Consider the following 16,329-nt stretch of genomic DNA (forward strand, 5'->3'; position numbering starts at 1 on the left):
ACGGTCGTGACGGCCACCGGCCGTCTCTTCGTCTGGCCGGTGACACCCGGGAACGTGCGTGGCGATGAACCGCGCACAGTTCCTGCGCCTGATGCTGGGCAGTGCCGCCTTCGCGGCATTGCCCGCGCCGGCACGCGCCCAGGCCGGGCGTTATGACTTCTGGTTCACCCGCCTCAAGTACGACTCCGGCGACTGGGACGTGGATGCGCGCATGCCATCCAACGTGATCACCTCGCTGATCGATTACACCTCCCTGCGCGTGGACCCGACCGAGCACGTGATCGCGCTGTCCGATCCGCGCATGCTGGAGGCACCATTCTGCTACCTGGCCGGGCACAAGCTGGTCGAGTTCAATGCCGCCGAGCGGCAGAACTTCGTGCGTTACGTGCGCAACGGCGGCTTCGTGTTCGTCGATGACTGCAACCACGATATCGATGGTCTGTTCGCAAAGTCCTTCGAAGCACAGATGGCCAAGCTGTTCGGGCCGAAGGCGCTGAACAAGCTGCCCAACAACCACGCGCTGTACCGCAGCTTCTTCCGCTTCCCCGAGGGCCCGCCCGCCACGGGGTTCGAGCTCAATGGCTGGGGCGACGACCTGGTCCACGATTACCTCAAGGGCATCGAGATCGATGGCCGGCTCGGCGTGCTCTACAGCAACAAGGACTACGGCTGCGAGTGGGACTACGACTGGCGCAACAAGCGTTTCCTCGCCGAAGACAACACTCGTTTCGCGGTGAACATCGTGATGTACGCGTTGAACAACTAGTTTCTTCCTGATTCTTCAGCCACGCATGGCGTGGCTCTACATCGATTGATGCGAGTGCCTTATGACGACCGACCGCCTTGATGCCCTTCTTCCCAAACTGCAGCAGCTGCGCGGCGCGCTGGCCCAGGCCGTGGTCGGCCAGCACGCGGTGGTCGAGCAGCTGCTGATCGGCCTGCTGGCCGGCGGCCACTGCCTGCTCGAAGGCGCGCCCGGGCTGGGCAAGACCCTGCTGGTGCGCTCGCTCGGGCAGGCGCTGGAGCTGCAGTTCCGGCGCGTGCAGTTCACGCCCGATCTGATGCCCAGCGACATCCTCGGCACCGAGCTGCTGGAAGAAGACCACGGCACCGGGCACCGCCACTTCCGGTTCCAGAAGGGCCCGATCTTCACGAACCTGCTGCTGGCCGACGAGCTCAACCGCACCCCGCCCAAGACCCAGGCCGCCCTGCTGGAGGCGATGCAGGAGCGCACCGTCAGCTACGCCGGCATTACCTATGCGCTACCGGCGCCGTTCTTCGTGCTGGCCACGCAGAACCCGATCGAACAGGCCGGCACCTACCCGCTGCCGGAAGCCCAGCTGGACCGCTTCCTGCTGCACGTGCGGGTGGATTACCCCACCGAACAGGAAGAGCGCGACATCCTGCTGCAGACCACCGGCAGCGCCAGTGGCAGCGTCCCCAAGGTGATGGAGGCTGACGAGGTCCTGGCGCTGCAGGCTGCCGTGCGCGAGGTCCACATCAGCGAAGACGTACTCACCTGGATCACCCGCCTGGTGCGTGCCAGCCGCCCGGGCAGCGACGCACCGGCGGCGGTGAACCAGTGGATCAAGTGGGGCGCCGGCCCGCGCGCCGGGCAGTCGCTGGTGTTGGCGGCCAAGGCGCGCGCGCTGCTGCAGGGCCGTTTCGCCGCAACCCGCGAGGACGTGCAGGCGCTGGCCGCGCCGGTGATGCGTCACCGGCTGCTGCTGTCGTTTGCCGCCGAAGCCGAGCAGAAGAGCGCCGACGACGTGGTCGCCGCGCTGCTGCAGGCCGTGCCGTTCCCGGGTTGATCCACACGCCGTGAGCCGCAACGCGCCGATCGCGATCCCCGCCGATGTCCGCAGCCGCCTCAAGGCGCTGCGGCTGCTGCCACGCCGTGCGCGCGGCGCGCACGGGATCGGCCAGCACGCCAGCCGCAGCCGCGGCGCCGGGCTGGAGTTCGCGCAGTACCGTGCCTACGAACCCGGTGATGAGCTGCGCCAGATCGACTGGAAGCTCTACGCGCGCTCGGACCGGTTCTTCGTGCGCGAATCCGAACGCGAAAGTCCGATCACGGCCTGGGTGCTGATCGATGCGACCGCCTCGGCGGGCCAGCGTGATCGCGCGCGACCGGACTGGTCGCGGCTGGACCATGCCTGCGCGACCGCCGCCTGCCTGGTGGAACTGGCCCTGCAGCAGGCCGACCGCTTCGGGGTGATCGCCATCAGCGGCGAGGGCGTGCAACTGGTTCCCGCCGGGCACGGCCCGCGCCAGCGCGACCGCGTGCACCTGCTGCTGCGCCAGCTGCAGGCCAGTGGCACGTGGCCGCCGGCCACTTCGCTGGCCCCGGTCTGGGAGCGGGTGCAGGCCGGCGACCTGCTGGTCGCACTGGGCGACGGTTTTGACGAGGGCGGCATCGTGCTGCTGGAACGGCTGGCCGCCGCCCGCCGCGAGGTGCTGCACCTGCAGCTATTGACGGCCGAAGAGCGCGATTTCCCGTTCACCGACGGCCACCGTTTCCGCGATCCGGAAACCGGCGACGAGCTGCTGGGCGACGGCCGTGCGATCCGTGCCGAATACCTGGCCCGTTTCGATGCCGCCCAGCGCGCGTTGCAGGCGCGACTGCAGAGCAGCGGCATCGTGCATGCGACCGGCTATCTCGACCAGCCGCTGGACCAGCCGCTGCGTGCGCTGCTGGGTGCCGGAGGCGGCGCGTGAGCCTGCTGTTTCCCCTCGGGCTGCTGGCACTGGCGGCCTGGCTGGTGCCGCTGCTGATCCACCTGGCACGTCGCCACCAGTACGCGCCACTCGACTTCGCCGCGCTGCGCTGGCTGCAGGCCCGGATCCGGCCGCGTCAGAAAATCCGCTTCGATGCGTGGCCGCTGCTGCTGGTGCGGCTGCTGTTGCTTGCCGCGCTGGCCTTGCTGCTGGCGCGGCCGGTGCTGCACGGTGGCGGCGCCGATACCCACGCGGTCACGGTCGTCGCCCCTGGTCTCGACGGCGCGGCGCTGCGTGGCCAGGACGCCAAAGGCGACTGGCGATGGCTGGCGCCTGGCTTCCCTGCGCTGGCCGACGGCGCCCCGGCGTCCCATCAACCACTGGCCAGCCTGCTGCGCGAGCTGGACCAGACACTGCCTGCCGGCGCACCGCTGACGGTGTACGTGCCCGACCCGATGCCCGGACTGGATGGCGAGCGTCCACGCCTGTCGCGTGCCGTGAACTGGCGGCCGATCCTCATGGCGCCGGCCAGCGCGCGTACGGCGACACTGCCTGTGCTGCAGGTCGGTGGCGATATCGCAGAAGGCGAGCAGCGCGTGCTGGCCGCGCTGCAGCGCGCCTGGTCCAACCAGGCGCTGTCGCCTGCCCGCGGTGCTGATACCGCCCCCGATGCCGGGCAGACCGGCGTGTGGCTCGCTGCTACGCCGCTGCCTGCCGCCTGGCAGACGTGGGTGCAACAGGGCGGCAGTGTGCTGGTCGCGCCCGGTGCTGCGGGGGCCGGCTGGATGCCCGTCCTGCGCGATGCAGAGGGTGCAGTGGTGCTGGAACAACGGCAGGAAGGCAGCGGTCGTCTGCTGCGCTTCAGCGCAGCGCTGTCACCGACGGCGCTGCCGGCGTTGCGCGATCCCGGCTTCCCCCGCCAATTGCTGGCGGTCATCGCGGCACCGGCCGCACCCACCCTCGCACCTGCGGCCACACAGGCACCGTTGCGTGGCGCTGCCGCACCGCTTCCCGCACCGCGTGAGCTGAGCCCCTGGCTGCTCGCGCTGATCGTGCTGCTGTTCGCGCTGGAACGGGCGATGGCGACCTCGCCGCGCCGCGGAGCAGGCGCATGAACGCTGCCATCCAGCACGCCTGGCAGCGCGCGCGTCGGCGCCAATGGTGGATCATCACCCTGCTCGCGGGGCCGGTCGCGTTGGCGATCAGCGCGGTGGCGTGGCGGCTGGCCGGCTTCAACGCGGCGACGGTGGTCCTGCTGTTGACGTTGCTGATCAGCGTCGGCGTGGCAACCTGGCGCGCACGTCGTCTGGATCGCCAATGGCTGGTCCGCCGGTTGGACGACCACCCGCTCGTGCAGGACAGTGCCGACCTGCTGTTTGCCATACCGGCGGCATTGAACCCGTTGCAGCAGCGGCAGCGCGCACATGTCGCCGCCGCCCTGCAGTCGCGCATGCCCGAACTGCGGCCGCGCTGGCCGGGCCGGTGGGTGCTGGCCTCGGTGATCACGTCGGTGGTGATGATCGCGCTTGCGCTGGGCTGGCCACGCGGCCAGAACGCGGCGCCCCTGTTCCCGGGCACGGCGGCACCGCCGGCCACACCTGCGCAACCACCACAGCTGCGTTCCGCGCGGCTGGAGATCACCGCCCCGGCCTACACCGGGCAGGCCGCGCGTGTGCAGAGCGCGCTGGACGGCAAGGTGCCGCAGGACAGCCGCCTGCACTGGTCACTGCGTTTCTCCGCGCAGCCGCAGACCGCGACCCTGCAGTTCCACGATGGCCAGCGCATCGCGCTGGCGCGTGACGGCGAACAATGGACCGCGCAGTGGACCGCCACGCGTCCGGCGCTGTATCGCGTGGTCACCGAGCCTGCCCTGCGCGACACCCGCCTGTACCGGCTCGATGTGGTGCCCGATCGCCCGCCTGTGGTGCGCGTGATCGCGCCCGACCGCAGTCTCGTGCTGGGTACGCCCGGCCAACGTCAGTGGCCGCTGCAGTTCGAGGCTACCGACGACTATGGTGTGGTCGCCACCGCGCAGTTGAAGGTCACGTTGGCCCAGGGCAGCGGCGAGAACATCACCTTCCGCGAGCAGACGTTCAGCCTGACCGGCACCGGGCCGGCGACGCAGCGGCGTTTCGCGCGCACGCTGGACCTGGCCGCGCTGGGCGCCACCGAAGGCAACGACGTGATCGCGCAGCTGACCGTGCGTGACACCCACACACCCACTGCGCAGAGCGCCCAGAGCAGCAGCGTGATCCTGCGCCTGCCCAGCGCCGCGGAGATCCAGGGCACCGACATGGAGGGCATGGTCAAGAAGACGTTGCCAGCGTATTTCCGCAGCCAGCGCCAGATCATCATCGACGCCGAAGCCCTGATCAAACAGCGTCGCCAGCTGCCGGCAGAGGAATTCGTGAAGCGTTCCGATGCGATCGGCGTGGACCAGCGCATCCTGCGCCTGCGCTATGGCCAGTTCCTCGGCGAGGAAAGCGAAGGCGGGGCCAAGCCGCCGCCGACCAGCGATGCCCTGCCGACCAGTGACACACCGGCGGCCGCGCACGATGACGATCATGATCACGATGGTGAGCATGCCCAGACGCAGGCCGGCCATGATGATCACGACCACGGCGCGCCGACCGACGGCAGCGCCCCGGTGTTCGGCAGCGCCACCGATGTGCTCTCCGAGTACGGTCATACCCACGATCACGCCGAGGCCGCGACCCTGCTCGATCCCAAGACGCGCGCCACGCTGAAGGCAGCACTGGACCAGATGTGGTCCTCGGAAGGCGAACTGCGCCAGGGCCAGCCCGAGCGTGCCCTGCCCTACGCTTACAAGGCGCTGGGCTTCATCAAGGAAGTGCAGCAGGCCGAGCGCATCTACCTGGCGCGGGTCGGCCCGGAACTGCCGCCGATCGACGAGAGCCGACGCATGAGCGGCGATCGCGCCGACCTGGCCAGCCGCACCTTGCCACTGCGTGCGCTGGAGGCACCCGACCAGGCCATCGTGCAGGTCTGGCAGCAGCTGGCCGATCCGGCCAGCGCCCCCGATCTGGACGCGCTGACCCAGTGGCTCCGACGCAATGAAGCACGCCTGCCGGACCCGCTGAGCCTGGCCGCCGCCATCGAAACACTGCGCATCACCCCCGGCTGCGCCGACTGCCATCAGGCCCTGCGCGCGCAGCTGTGGCGTGCCCTGCTGCGCCCGCTGCCGCAGGTAGCCCGGCGCAGCGCACCCGATGCCATGGGTCAGCGCTACCTGGATGCACTGGAGGCGACACCGTGAGCGACCCGCGCTGGATCCTGTTCGCGCTGCTCGCCGTGCTGCTGCTGAGCAGCGCGCGTCTGTGCTGGCAGCAGTGGCGTGGACCGGCGCGGGCAAGCGGCGTGTTCGCCACCCTGCTGGTGTTGCAGGCCGTGGTGACCGTGCTGCTCTACCTGACCCTGGTGCCACCGATGCAGCGCGTGGCCGGTGGCCAGCTGACCGTGCTGACGGGCGCGGCCGATCAGGTGCGCTGGTCGGCGGCGCCGGGCGAGACCGTGGTCGCGCTGCCGGAAGCGACGAAGGTGGCAGACGCCCTCGCAGCACCCGACCTGGCCACCGTGTTGCGCCAGCATCCGGGTCCCACCTCCCTTCGGCTGATCGGCGATGGCCTGTCGGCCCGCGATCGCGATGCCGCGCTGCCCCGTGGCGTACGTATCGAATTGCCCAGCGCACCACAGGGCTGGATCGCACTGCAGCCGCCGCCGGTCACTGCGCCCGGTGCGGTGTTCACCGTCAGCGCGCGCGCGCAGGGCGTGTCGAAGGCACGCGCCGAGCTGGTGGATCCTGCCGGTGTGGTCATCGACAGGTCTACGCCAGATGCCGAAGGGAAGATGCAACTCAGCGGTGTGGCCCGCGTCGCCGGACAGAGCGTGTTCGGCCTGCGTCTGATCGACGCCGAACAGCATGTGGTCGATACGCTTGCCGTTCCCGTGGACACCGCGGCCGCGGCGACGCCCCGCCTGTTGCTGCTGGCCGGTGCGCCCGGCCCGGAGCTCAAATACCTGCGCCGCTGGGCCACCGATGCCGGGCTGCGGGTGCAGGCGCAGGCCAACGCCGGCGGTGGGGTATCACTCGGCGATGCACCGATCGCGCTTACCGCTGCCACCTTGGCTGAGACCGATGTCGTGGTACTGGATGAGCGCAGCTTGGGCGGGCTGTCGGGCGCGCAACGCAGCGCGCTGCAGCAGGCGATCCGCGGCGGGCTGGGCGTGCTCGTCCGCACCAGTGGCCCGCTCGGCGATGGCGCCCGCCAGACGCTGCGCAGCTGGGGTCTGTCCGTCACCGGCGGCAACCAGGCCGCGCCCCTGTCACTGACGGCCGATGCCGACGCGGCGTTGCTGCAGGCACGTCGTGGCCCACAACGAACCGCATCGGACACCACCGCCTACATCGAGGACGCCGACACGGCCTCGCACCAGGCTGCGCTGCCGGTGTTGGAGCAGCTGGGCCTCAAGGCCAACGATGCGACCGCCCTGCTGCGCGATGACAAGGGCGCTGCCGTCGGCGGTTATCGCGCGCTCGGACGCGGCCGCGTTGCGCTCCTGCCCGTCACCGACAGCTATCGCCTGTTGCTGGCCGGCCGCGACGATCGCCACGCCGAGTTGTGGAGCAGCGTGCTGGCCAGCGTGGCGCGCCCGCTTCCCGCCGCGGATGCGCCACGCGTAGAGACCACCACCCCTTGGGCCGGCGAGCGCGTGGCACTGTGCCAGCTTCGGGAGTCGGCACAGGTGCGCGCGCCGGATGGCACACTGATCCCGCTTCGGGTTGACCCGGCCAGCGGTGCCGAACACTGCGCCGGCTACTGGCCGAACCAGCCGGGCTGGCATCAGCTGCAGCAGGGCGAAGACCGCCACGCGTTCTACGTTTTCGATCCGGCCAGCGCGCGACCGCTGTATCGGCAGCAGCTGCGCGACGCGACGGCCCAGCGCCTGGCCACCGGCGCCGCCGCAGCATCGGCTGGCGTGGTCGAGACGCCGGGCGCACGGCGGCCGTGGCTGCTCGCCTTCGTGCTGGCGGCCGGGCTGCTGTGGTGGCTGGAGCGGCGGCGGGTGGCAGCCCCTGCACGGTGATACGCCAAGGGTGTCAGTAATGCCTGCTGAGCTCAGTCAACGTCCATCATCCTCTCCAGTGAATGCAACCGCTGCAGTCGCTGCCGGTGCCGGCGGCATACCACCCAGGCTGCGACCGCAAACACCCCTACGACGACGGCATTGACCACGATGTTCAAGGCCCATGCCGCAGGGGGTGCAACCTGCACCATCGGCATCCGTCCCTGCACCGTGAACAATGCCCAGAGCGTCATCGCCGTCCACAGCGCCACACTCACCCATGTCGACACGCGCCAGATACGGAGCGCCGTGCGTGAGCGCTCAGCTTCGAACGCCATCAGCGCGCGTGCATCGAGTGCCTTCGCGTACCACTGGCGTCGGCGTTGCCACAGCGTCCAGCCCGTCATGGCGATGATCAGTCCGATCAGGAACCACACCAGTCCGGCGGGCACAGGCAGTCGCTCACCCAGTGACAATGCCCGGACGCAGTTGGCAAGCGACAGTACTGCCAGGACCACCTCAACACTCCAGACCATGCGCAGGCGGCGGCTCCGGCGATGCACCTCGCGCTGAAGTACCTGCACATCGGGCACTCCGCTGGGCTGGGCCTGCCAGCGCATCGCAAGTGCATCCCACCCCGTGTTCTCGTCGTCGATCGCGGTCATCGCGAAGCTCCCATCAGATCTCGCAGCATTCGCCTGGCGCGGCTCAACCGCTGCGCGACCGCATTCTCTTCCAGCCCCAGCGCTTCGGAAATCTCGCGGTGGGCGAATCCCTCCAACGCGAGGGACACGACCTGCCGGTAGCCGAGTGGCAGACTGAGAACGGCAGTCAGCAGGCCATCGCGCTGCTGTTGTGCTTCGGCATGGCGCAGCGGATCGGCATGCGGATCGGGCCAGGTCTCATCCAGATCACTGGCAGACAGGCGCTGCTCCTTGGCGAATACATCGACGCAGCGGTTGTGGGCAACACGTGCGACGAAGGCACGCAACGAGCCGTCGCCACGCCAGCGCGGGAGCGCCTGCCATACCGCGATGCTGACTTCCTGGAGGAGATCATCGCGGCGGGCGATATCGCGCGTGTAGCTGTGGGCCAGTCGGCTCAGCATCGGCCAGTGCTCACGAAGGATGGACTGCAGGTCAGCGGCGGTCGGCAGCGGCAAGGCGGCGGCTCAGTCAGCGGCAACGGAATCAAATGCATCGCGGTAGGCCCAGTAGCCCACATACCCCAGCTGCAGCAACGGCAACAGCAACCAGGGCTGGAATGCCACGCTGCCAACCAGCAGGATCGATAGCGCAAGGTACACCGCAAGCGGCCGCCAGCCCACGCCAAGCAGCCGGAGGTTCTCGTGCAATGCCTCCACCACTCCTGCATGCTCCAGCACCACCCGCGGCGCGGTGAAGAACAGCAGCATGCCCGGCAGCGTCCCCGCCGCGAAGACGGTGGCCAGCTGCAGGCGGGTCAGCTGGGTGACCACCGCCGGATCCCCCGTCGCCACGCCGAGCGCCACCGACGGCCCGACCCACATCCACAGCAGCGCGATCTGGAAGGCGAACACACTCGCTGACAACACGGCCAACTGCAGCAGACGGCCGCGCAGCCGGAACGTCCGGGCCATGCCTTGCCTTATGGCGAAGCGGCCATTGCGCACACGCTGGTCCAGGACGATCAGGCACCACACCGATGCGACCGGCACCACGAACTTGGACAGCACCACGCCGGCCACCGGAATGGACACCTGCAGGACGAGTTCGAGCGCCATCGGCACCAGGGACAGCCCGAACCAGCGTATCGGCGCCTGCCGGTACATGCGCCAGGCTGCGGCCCACCAGTGCCACATGCGACGGGCGGGCCAGGCGCTTGCGTGAGGTGACGGCAGAACGGTGTCAGGGGTAAGCATGCGGCTCTCCATGTGGGCGTGCGTCCTTTAGAAGACCGTCAGTGCGTGGAAAACCTGACAGATGGTCTGGATCACCAGGCCCAGAGGTCAGTCGTGATGCTTCCGGCTGGCATGCGCCGCACACTGCTGGCGGCACCCACGTCATTCTCCCGTACGACGTCATGGTGCATTTCAGCGACTGCAACCGCGCGGAGGTGATGCTCGGCAGAAGCGCGTTCCCGTGGTGCCATGAACTACAACTTCTTGCATGGTGAGCGCGCCGGCAAACTGCCAACCTGCCTGGTTTTCCACACGCTGACATGAGCATGACGAATGCACCTGCCATGGTGAAGATCGACTCGATGGGGACATCGGCCTGGTACACCGTCCCCCTTGAGGCAGCCCGCTTGCGATGAAGATCATGGCATTCGGCGTGCTCGTCCTCTTGTTTCTGGCGCCGGTCATACAGTGGCAACGACGGCGTGACGCCCGTCATTTCTTCGAACGGTTATGCGAGCAGGCACCCCTGCGTGTGCTGTCGGTCAAAGAGCGCGCCGCCCTGGCGCCGCTCCATGCCTGCCTTGACCTCACCGTGGATGCCGAGGTGCGCGCACTGACCGGGCCCCATACCCGCGAAGTGTTGCGCAACCGGGGTATCTCATTCGTGCGGGAGAGCGTGGGCGGCGTGGACGTACTGCTGCCCTTTGATGCGGCGGACCACCTGGCCGAGCAGAACACCGCAGAGGTCGTTCTGGCGCCGGGCTATGCGATCGTGGTGCGGCTCAATGCATTCGATATCACCACAGCAGGGTCACGCGCGCTACGGACGCCCGCACGACACGTGGGCGAGCGCATGGAGCATCCGGAGGAACGCCGGCTCCGTCGCCGCCCCGGTACGCCGTGGGCGGCTGCCGGGTTGGCCCTGCTGGCCAATGCCTGCGGCGTGGCCCTGCTCTGGGACAACGGCCCGTGGGCCTGGGGCGTGCTGGGTGCAGGACTGGCCTTGATGCTGTTGTCGGCCGGCTTCTATCTGCGTCGGCAGGTTGGTCCGGCTGCCCTTCAGCCAATCGACCGGGTGCATGGTCGCCTGAACCGCTTGCAGCTTCTGCGCCCCGGCGATCCTGCGGGCACCGGATGTCACGTGTTGATCGGCAACGACCAGCGGATTCGCCCCTGCCACGACTGGAACGAATCGAAGGGACTGCAGGCGGGTCACCCAATCGAAGCCGAGATATACCGGCACAGCCGGCGCGTACTGTCCCTGGGTCCGGGCTGGTCGATGCTGGATGAGCATCGTCGATATCCACCAGTGCCGCTGGCGCGGCATGCCCTGATGCTCGCGGTAGCGCTGGTGTCGCTGTGCCTTGCGCTGAGTGCCAGCGATGGCCCCACCTACGAAGTGCAGCGCGCGATGCGATTGTTCTCGGCGCACCAGCTCCGTACCGATGCTGACCCCGGCAGCCTGCTGCAACGACCTCCCGCCATCGGCGATGGTGTGCACCTGCGCGTGCGCGCAACGTGCGAGTTGGTGCCTCAGCAACGGCACGGCCATACCGTGGCCACCGCCGACTGCGACCGGGTCCGCTGGGGAGTGCCCCAGGTGCCGATGGCTGAACTGGAGATCGCAGAACCGATCCTGAGATTGGGGTCCTACGATACGCAGCTGCGTACGCAGTACACCGGGACCACCGATCTGTTGGCACCCTTTCGCCAGGTAACCGGACTGGGCGACCTGCTGGAGCGCGTCGATGCCGCGTGCGTGCAGGGCCTGGATGCCTGCGGCGACCTTCAGTCAACGTTGCTGCGTCTGCTGTCCTGGCAGAGCGATCACACCGCGCATGGCGACCAGGATTGGGCCTCGCTCATGCGCGCCGCCCGCCTCGCCAGCGATCAGGCGGGTCCGGAGGGCCTGGCGTTTCCCAGCCACGTGATCAGAAAGATCAACACCGCGGTCGAGCAGGCGGCCGATGCGCATGTGCTGTCGCGGTGGGCGGCGCAGACGCCTGCGCTGCTCGCACAGCAGCAGGGCGGCGTGGTCCTGGTGACGGCTTCGCCGGCTGAGTTCCACTCTGTCGGCGACGCCTGGCTCGGCACGGCGCATGACCAGTGGAAGCGCATGCGCGCCACCGCGACCATCGCTCGACCGGTCGCCGTCTCTGGCACGGTCACTGCGCGTATCCACGATGGGCGCACGCAGTGGCTGGAGATTGATCCGACCGAGCCCTCCGATGCAGCCATCGCCGGGCTGGGCCGTTGCGCATGGCTGCTGGCAGCGCTGCTGCTGATGCTGTTCCACGCGGTACAGTGCGTGCGCTACGTGCCACGGGCCATCGCACGCCGCAGCGCGCTGGACGCGGACATCCTCCAGCGGCCAGCGCCGATGCACCGCTGGTCGCCCTGACCGATCAGGGCTCCGGCAGCACCGGGCACCCACCCTGCTGCGCACACACCTCCTGCGCGCGACGCTGCTCTTCGTCGGTCAGCTCCGGCGGTGGGCGGGCGCTCGCGGACTGGATCTGGTCGGGTCCGCCGGTAAGTTTGTTCACGCCCTGCGCAGCGGCGGCCAGCCCCTTGTTGATGCCCATCATCAGATAGCCACCGCTCATGCTGACCTGCTCCGGCGAGGGTGGTTCGCTCCAGGTGCGGCTGAAGCGGTTGGGCTGCACCTGTACCGGATTCTTGAAGCGGTACAGGTCCAGCGGTTCGTCGTCGGGCTTGAGGGCGCGCACCTCGCCCAGCGTGGTGACATCCCCCTGCGTTGTCGGGGGCGGCGGCTCCACGGGTTCGGGTGGCGCCACCTGCTGTGCCTGCGCGGCGGCGGCCAGCAGCAGGCTGGCCAGCAGAACTGCACCTTGGTGTCCACGTAATGCCACTGCGGCGCCATCCTTGTGTGTGCGGGCTCCCTCAAGCATACGGACGCCGCCTTCAGATTTCGTTGCTGGCAGCTGTCCAGATAGCGCGGGCGGGCACTGAACCATTCACCGGCCTGCATCGCGATGTCTCAGACATTGAGACGCGGTCATGTTTCCATAGCGTCCTTTGCAGACCGTTGTGACCATGGCTTACGAACTCGCCAAGCGCACCGAGGACGCCGAGCGCAACCTCGCCACCACCGATGGGCTGCCCTCGCGCGATGGTGCGCTGCTGACCGCGCGCCTGCAGCGGCGCTATAACGACCGCATCACCGGCAGCTTTACGATTCCCGCCCGCGAGGGCCAGTACGCGCCGATCCCGGCCGATGTGCCCGATGCCCTGGTCAACGCGCTGAAAGCACGCGGCATCGAGCAGCTGTACAGCCACCAGGCGCAGGCCTGGGAGGCCAGCCAGCGGGGCGAGCACGTGGCCATCGTGACCCCGACCGCCAGCGGGAAATCGCTGTGCTACACCCTGCCGGTGGTCAGCGCCGCCATGCAGGGCAAGGCCAAGGCGCTGTACCTGTTCCCGACCAAGGCGCTGGCCCAGGACCAGGTGGCCGAGCTGCTGGAGCTCAACCGCGCCGGCGACCTGGGCGTGAAAGCCTTCACCTTCGATGGCGACACGCCGGGCGATGCACGCCAGGCGATCCGCCTGCACGGCGACATCGTGGTCTCCAACCCGGACATGCTGCATCAGGCGATCCTGCCGCATCACACCAAGTGGGCACAGTTCTTCGAGAACCTGCGCTACGTGGTGATCGATGAGGTGCACACCTACCGCGGGGTGTTCGGCAGCCACGTCACCAACGTGCTGCGCCGGCTCAAGCGGATCTGCGCGTTCTACGGCGTGGAGCCGCAGTTCATTCTGTGCTCGGCCACCATCGGCAACCCGCAGGCGCATGCCGAGGCGCTGATCGAAGCGCCGGTCACCGCGATCACCGAATCCGGCGCGCCGACCGGGCCCAAGCATGTGCTGCTGTGGAACCCGCCGGTGGTCAATGCCGATCTCGGCCTGCGGGCCTCGGCGCGCTCGCAGAGCAACCGCATCGCCCGCATCGCGATCAAGTCCGGCCTGAAGACCCTGATCTTCGCGCAGAGCCGGTTGATGGTTGAAGTGCTCACCAAGTACCTCAAGGACATCTTCGACCACGACCCGCGCAAGCCGGCCCGTATCCGCGCCTACCGGGGCGGCTACCTCCCCACCGAACGGCGCGAGACCGAGCGGGCGATGCGCGCCGGGCAGATCGACGGCATCGTCAGCACCTCGGCGCTTGAGCTGGGCGTGGATATCGGCAGCCTGGACGTGGTCATCCTCAATGGCTATCCGGGCAGCGTCGCCGCGACCTGGCAGCGTTTCGGCCGCGCCGGCCGGCGCCAGCAGCCCGCACTGGGCGTGATGGTGGCCAGCTCGCAGCCGCTGGACCAATACGTTGTGCGGCATCCGGACTTCTTCGCCGACGCCTCGCCCGAGCATGCGCGCATCGCGCCGGACCAGCCGCTGATCCTGTTCGATCACATCCGCTGCGCCGCCTTCGAGCTGCCGTTCCTGGCCGGCGATCCGTTCGGCCCGATCGATCCGCTGGTGTTCCTGGAAGCCCTGGCCGAAACCGAGGTGGTGCATCGCGAAGGCGACCGCTGGGAGTGGATCGCCGACAGCTACCCGGCCAACGCGGTCAGCCTGCGCTCGGTCGCCGACGGCAACTTCGTGGTGGTGGACCGCAGCGACGGCAAGCAGCAGATCATCGCCGAGGTGGATTACTCCGCCGCCGCGCTGACGCTGTATGAAGGCGCCATCCACATGGTGCAGTCCACCCCCTACCAGGTGGAGCGGCTGGATTGGGAAGGCCGCAAGGCCTACGTCACCCGTACCCACGTGGACTACTACACCGACAGCATCGACTTCACCAAGCTCAAGGTGCTGGACCGCTTCGATGGCTGCATCGCCGGGCGTGGCGATTCGCACCACGGCGAAGTGCACGTGGTGCGCCGCGTGGCCGGCTACAAGAAGATCCGCTATTACACCCACGAGAACATCGGCTACGGCCCGGTCAATCTGCCCGACCAGGAGCTGCACACCACCGCGGTGTGGTGGCAGTTGCCGCAGGCGCTGCTGCTGACCGCGTTCGACAGCAAGCAGGAAGCGCTGGATGGCTTCCTCGGCGCGGCCTACGCGCTGCACATCGTCGCCACGGTGGCGGTGATGGCCGATGCTCGCGATCTGCAGAAGGCGGTCGGCAATGGCGATGGCGCGTGGTTCGCGGTGGCCGACCAGAGCGGACGCGGGCAGCTGCGCGGCGCCGAGTTCGATGCCAGCGCGATCGAGCTGCAGCAGCAGTTCGTGCCGACGGTGTATCTGTACGACAACTTCCCTGGCGGTGTGGGCCTGAGCGAACCGCTCTGGGTGCGCCAGGCCGAGCTGCTGCTGCGCGCGCGCGAGCTGGTGCAGGGCTGCGACTGCAAGGCCGGCTGCCCGGCCTGCGTGGGCCCGGTGCTGGCCGGCCAGGAGGACGATGCCACCACGCCCAAGGCGCTGGCGTTGAAGGTGCTGGATCTGTTCGACAGCGCCGCGCTGCCGTCTGCTGAAGAGCAGGAGCGCCGTAGCGCCGAGGTGGTGACCCCGTGAGCCTGAGCCTGGACAAGCTGCGCCTGCTGCGTCGGCAGGCCGGTGATGCGACAGCGGCGCCTGCCTCTGGTCCCGCCATCGCCGCTGGGCGCGGATCCGCTGCCGATGACACGGGCGCTCCCGGCGACACGGGCAGCACCCCGCTTCCGCCCGCCGCCAACGATGCGCGTGCGCGTACGCCCGCACCGGCCTCCGTCTTCGGCTGGGTCGAGCAGGAGATCCGCCACAAGCCAACCGGTGCGGCCGCACGCGAGACCGCACCGGCGGTTCCCGCTGTTCCTGCTCCCGCGCCGGCGCTGCGCAAGCCCGAGATTGGTGGCCTGCGCCGTCTGCTCGGCCTGCGCGGCCGCGGCATCAGCACGGCCCCCGCGCGCGAGAACGCCAAGGACCGCCATGTGCCGGGTGAGGAGATCGCGCCGGGCCTGTTCCTGATCGAATCGTTCGTTATCCAAGCCATTCCGACCGAACCGTTGTCGCTGGCCTTCGCCAAGCGCGAGGGTGAACAGGTGCAGCCGCAGGACCTGCTGTTCTTCGATACCGAAACCACCGGCCTGGCCGGCGGCACCGGCACCCGCGCCTTCATGATCGGTGCCGCGGACTGGCACACGCATCCCGAACGTGGCGACGGCCTGCGCATCCGCCAGTTGCTGATGACGACGATGGCCGCGGAAACCGCGATGCTGCGCGAGTTCGCCGGCTGGCTGCAGCCGAGCACGGTGTTTTCCAGTTACAACGGGCGCTGCTACGACGCCCCGCTGCTCAAGACGCGCTATCGGCTGGCCCGGCAGCGCTGCCCGATCACGCCGCTGGATCACGTCGATCTGTTGTTCCCGACACGCCGCCGCTATCGCGGCACCTGGGAAAACTGCCGGCTGGCCACGATCGAGCGGCAGCTGCTGCAGATCGTGCGCGAGGACGATCTGCCCGGCTCGGAAGCGCCGGCTGCGTGGCTGAACTACCTGCGCGGCGGCAGTGCGGTGAACCTGCGCCGGGTAGCCGAGCACAACCATCAGGACGTGGTGACCCTGGCGCTGCTGATGCGGCGGCTGGTGGCCGAAGAACAGCGCGACCGGGAGACGTTGGCGCTGCAGGCCATTGACGCGGTGTAA

General features: G+C 68.9%; 13 protein-coding genes. 9 read left to right on the top strand and 4 right to left on the bottom strand.

All coding sequences use genetic code 11. From position 1 onward, the window contains the following. Positions 1 to 64: 64 nt before the first annotated feature. From ABE546_RS03870 to ABE546_RS03895, 6 genes are all read left to right on the top strand, one after another. Complete coding sequence (locus ABE546_RS03870; RefSeq protein WP_346462746.1) at positions 65 to 766, top strand: DUF4159 domain-containing protein; 702 nt, start codon at positions 65 to 67, stop codon at positions 764 to 766. Between the two features lie 61 nt (positions 767 to 827). Continuing rightward, entirely contained in the window at positions 828 to 1,811 is a 984-nt protein-coding gene (locus ABE546_RS03875; protein ID WP_346462747.1) for a MoxR family ATPase, read from the top strand. 10 nt (positions 1,812 to 1,821) lie between these two features. Beyond that, positions 1,822 to 2,718, top strand: coding sequence for a DUF58 domain-containing protein (locus tag ABE546_RS03880; RefSeq protein WP_346462748.1), 897 nt, complete (start codon positions 1,822 to 1,824; stop codon positions 2,716 to 2,718). Beyond that, a complete protein-coding gene (locus ABE546_RS03885; protein WP_346462749.1) occupies positions 2,715 to 3,833 on the top strand; it encodes a BatA domain-containing protein in 1,119 nt (372 codons plus the stop codon). The genes ABE546_RS03880 and ABE546_RS03885 overlap by 4 nt, the downstream gene beginning before the upstream one ends. Then, complete coding sequence (locus tag ABE546_RS03890; RefSeq protein WP_346462750.1) at positions 3,830 to 5,995, top strand: hypothetical protein; 2,166 nt, start codon at positions 3,830 to 3,832, stop codon at positions 5,993 to 5,995. The genes ABE546_RS03885 and ABE546_RS03890 overlap by 4 nt, the downstream gene beginning before the upstream one ends. After that, positions 5,992 to 7,824, top strand: coding sequence for a hypothetical protein (locus ABE546_RS03895; RefSeq protein ID WP_346462751.1), 1,833 nt, complete (start codon positions 5,992 to 5,994; stop codon positions 7,822 to 7,824). The genes ABE546_RS03890 and ABE546_RS03895 overlap by 4 nt, the downstream gene beginning before the upstream one ends. A 32-nt stretch (positions 7,825 to 7,856) precedes the next feature. On the opposite strand, the gene ABE546_RS03900 is transcribed toward ABE546_RS03895, so the two are convergent. The 3 genes from ABE546_RS03900 to ABE546_RS03910 are packed head-to-tail and all read right to left on the bottom strand — an operon-like array spanning position 7,857 to position 9,703. Further along, positions 7,857 to 8,468, bottom strand: coding sequence for a hypothetical protein (locus ABE546_RS03900; protein WP_346462752.1), 612 nt, complete (start codon positions 8,466 to 8,468; stop codon positions 7,857 to 7,859). After that, entirely contained in the window at positions 8,465 to 8,965 is a 501-nt protein-coding gene (locus ABE546_RS03905; RefSeq protein ID WP_313211196.1) for a sigma-70 family RNA polymerase sigma factor, read from the bottom strand. The genes ABE546_RS03900 and ABE546_RS03905 overlap by 4 nt, the downstream gene beginning before the upstream one ends. 9 nt (positions 8,966 to 8,974) lie before the next feature. Next, on the bottom strand, positions 8,975 to 9,703 hold the full coding sequence (locus tag ABE546_RS03910; protein ID WP_346462753.1) for a hypothetical protein: 729 nt from the start codon (positions 9,701 to 9,703) through the stop codon (positions 8,975 to 8,977). Positions 9,704 to 10,094: 391 nt separating this feature from the next. On the opposite strand from ABE546_RS03910, the gene ABE546_RS03915 reads away from it, so the two are divergent. Further along, positions 10,095 to 12,083, top strand: coding sequence for an IgaA/UmoB family intracellular growth attenuator (locus tag ABE546_RS03915; protein WP_346462754.1), 1,989 nt, complete (start codon positions 10,095 to 10,097; stop codon positions 12,081 to 12,083). Between the two features lie 4 nt (positions 12,084 to 12,087). On the opposite strand, the gene ABE546_RS03920 is transcribed toward ABE546_RS03915, so the two are convergent. Then, positions 12,088 to 12,594 (bottom strand): hypothetical protein, encoded by a 507-nt coding sequence (locus tag ABE546_RS03920; RefSeq protein ID WP_313219836.1) that lies wholly within the window; start codon positions 12,592 to 12,594, stop codon positions 12,088 to 12,090. A gap of 145 nt (positions 12,595 to 12,739) precedes the next feature. On the opposite strand from ABE546_RS03920, the gene ABE546_RS03925 reads away from it, so the two are divergent. Beyond that, positions 12,740 to 15,220 carry a DEAD/DEAH box helicase gene (locus ABE546_RS03925; RefSeq protein ID WP_313219835.1) on the top strand — a complete coding sequence of 827 codons (2,481 nt, stop codon included), beginning with the start codon at positions 12,740 to 12,742 and terminating at the stop codon, positions 15,218 to 15,220. Next, positions 15,217 to 16,329, top strand: coding sequence for a ribonuclease H-like domain-containing protein (locus tag ABE546_RS03930; protein ID WP_346462755.1), 1,113 nt, complete (start codon positions 15,217 to 15,219; stop codon positions 16,327 to 16,329). Before ABE546_RS03925 ends, ABE546_RS03930 begins: the two co-directional genes overlap by 4 nt.

It is taken from the genome of Stenotrophomonas sp. TWI377 (assembly GCF_039674525.1).
Lineage (GTDB): Bacteria > Pseudomonadota > Gammaproteobacteria > Xanthomonadales > Xanthomonadaceae > Stenotrophomonas.

Bases quoted from the DNA above. Each gene is read 5' to 3' on its own strand.
- ABE546_RS03875 (WP_346462747.1), top strand. From the start codon at position 828: ATGACGACCGACCGCCTTGATGCCCTTCTTCCCAAACTGCAGCAGCTG.
- ABE546_RS03900 (WP_346462752.1), bottom strand. From the start codon at position 8,468: ATGACCGCGATCGACGACGAGAACACGGGGTGGGATGCACTTGCGATG.
- ABE546_RS03920 (WP_313219836.1), bottom strand. From the start codon at position 12,594: ATGCTTGAGGGAGCCCGCACACACAAGGATGGCGCCGCAGTGGCATTA.
- ABE546_RS03915 (WP_346462754.1), top strand. From the start codon at position 10,095: ATGAAGATCATGGCATTCGGCGTGCTCGTCCTCTTGTTTCTGGCGCCG.
- ABE546_RS03890 (WP_346462750.1), top strand. From the start codon at position 3,830: ATGAACGCTGCCATCCAGCACGCCTGGCAGCGCGCGCGTCGGCGCCAA.
- ABE546_RS03870 (WP_346462746.1), top strand. From the start codon at position 65: ATGAACCGCGCACAGTTCCTGCGCCTGATGCTGGGCAGTGCCGCCTTC.
- ABE546_RS03910 (WP_346462753.1), bottom strand. From the start codon at position 9,703: ATGCTTACCCCTGACACCGTTCTGCCGTCACCTCACGCAAGCGCCTGG.
- ABE546_RS03925 (WP_313219835.1), top strand. From the start codon at position 12,740: ATGGCTTACGAACTCGCCAAGCGCACCGAGGACGCCGAGCGCAACCTC.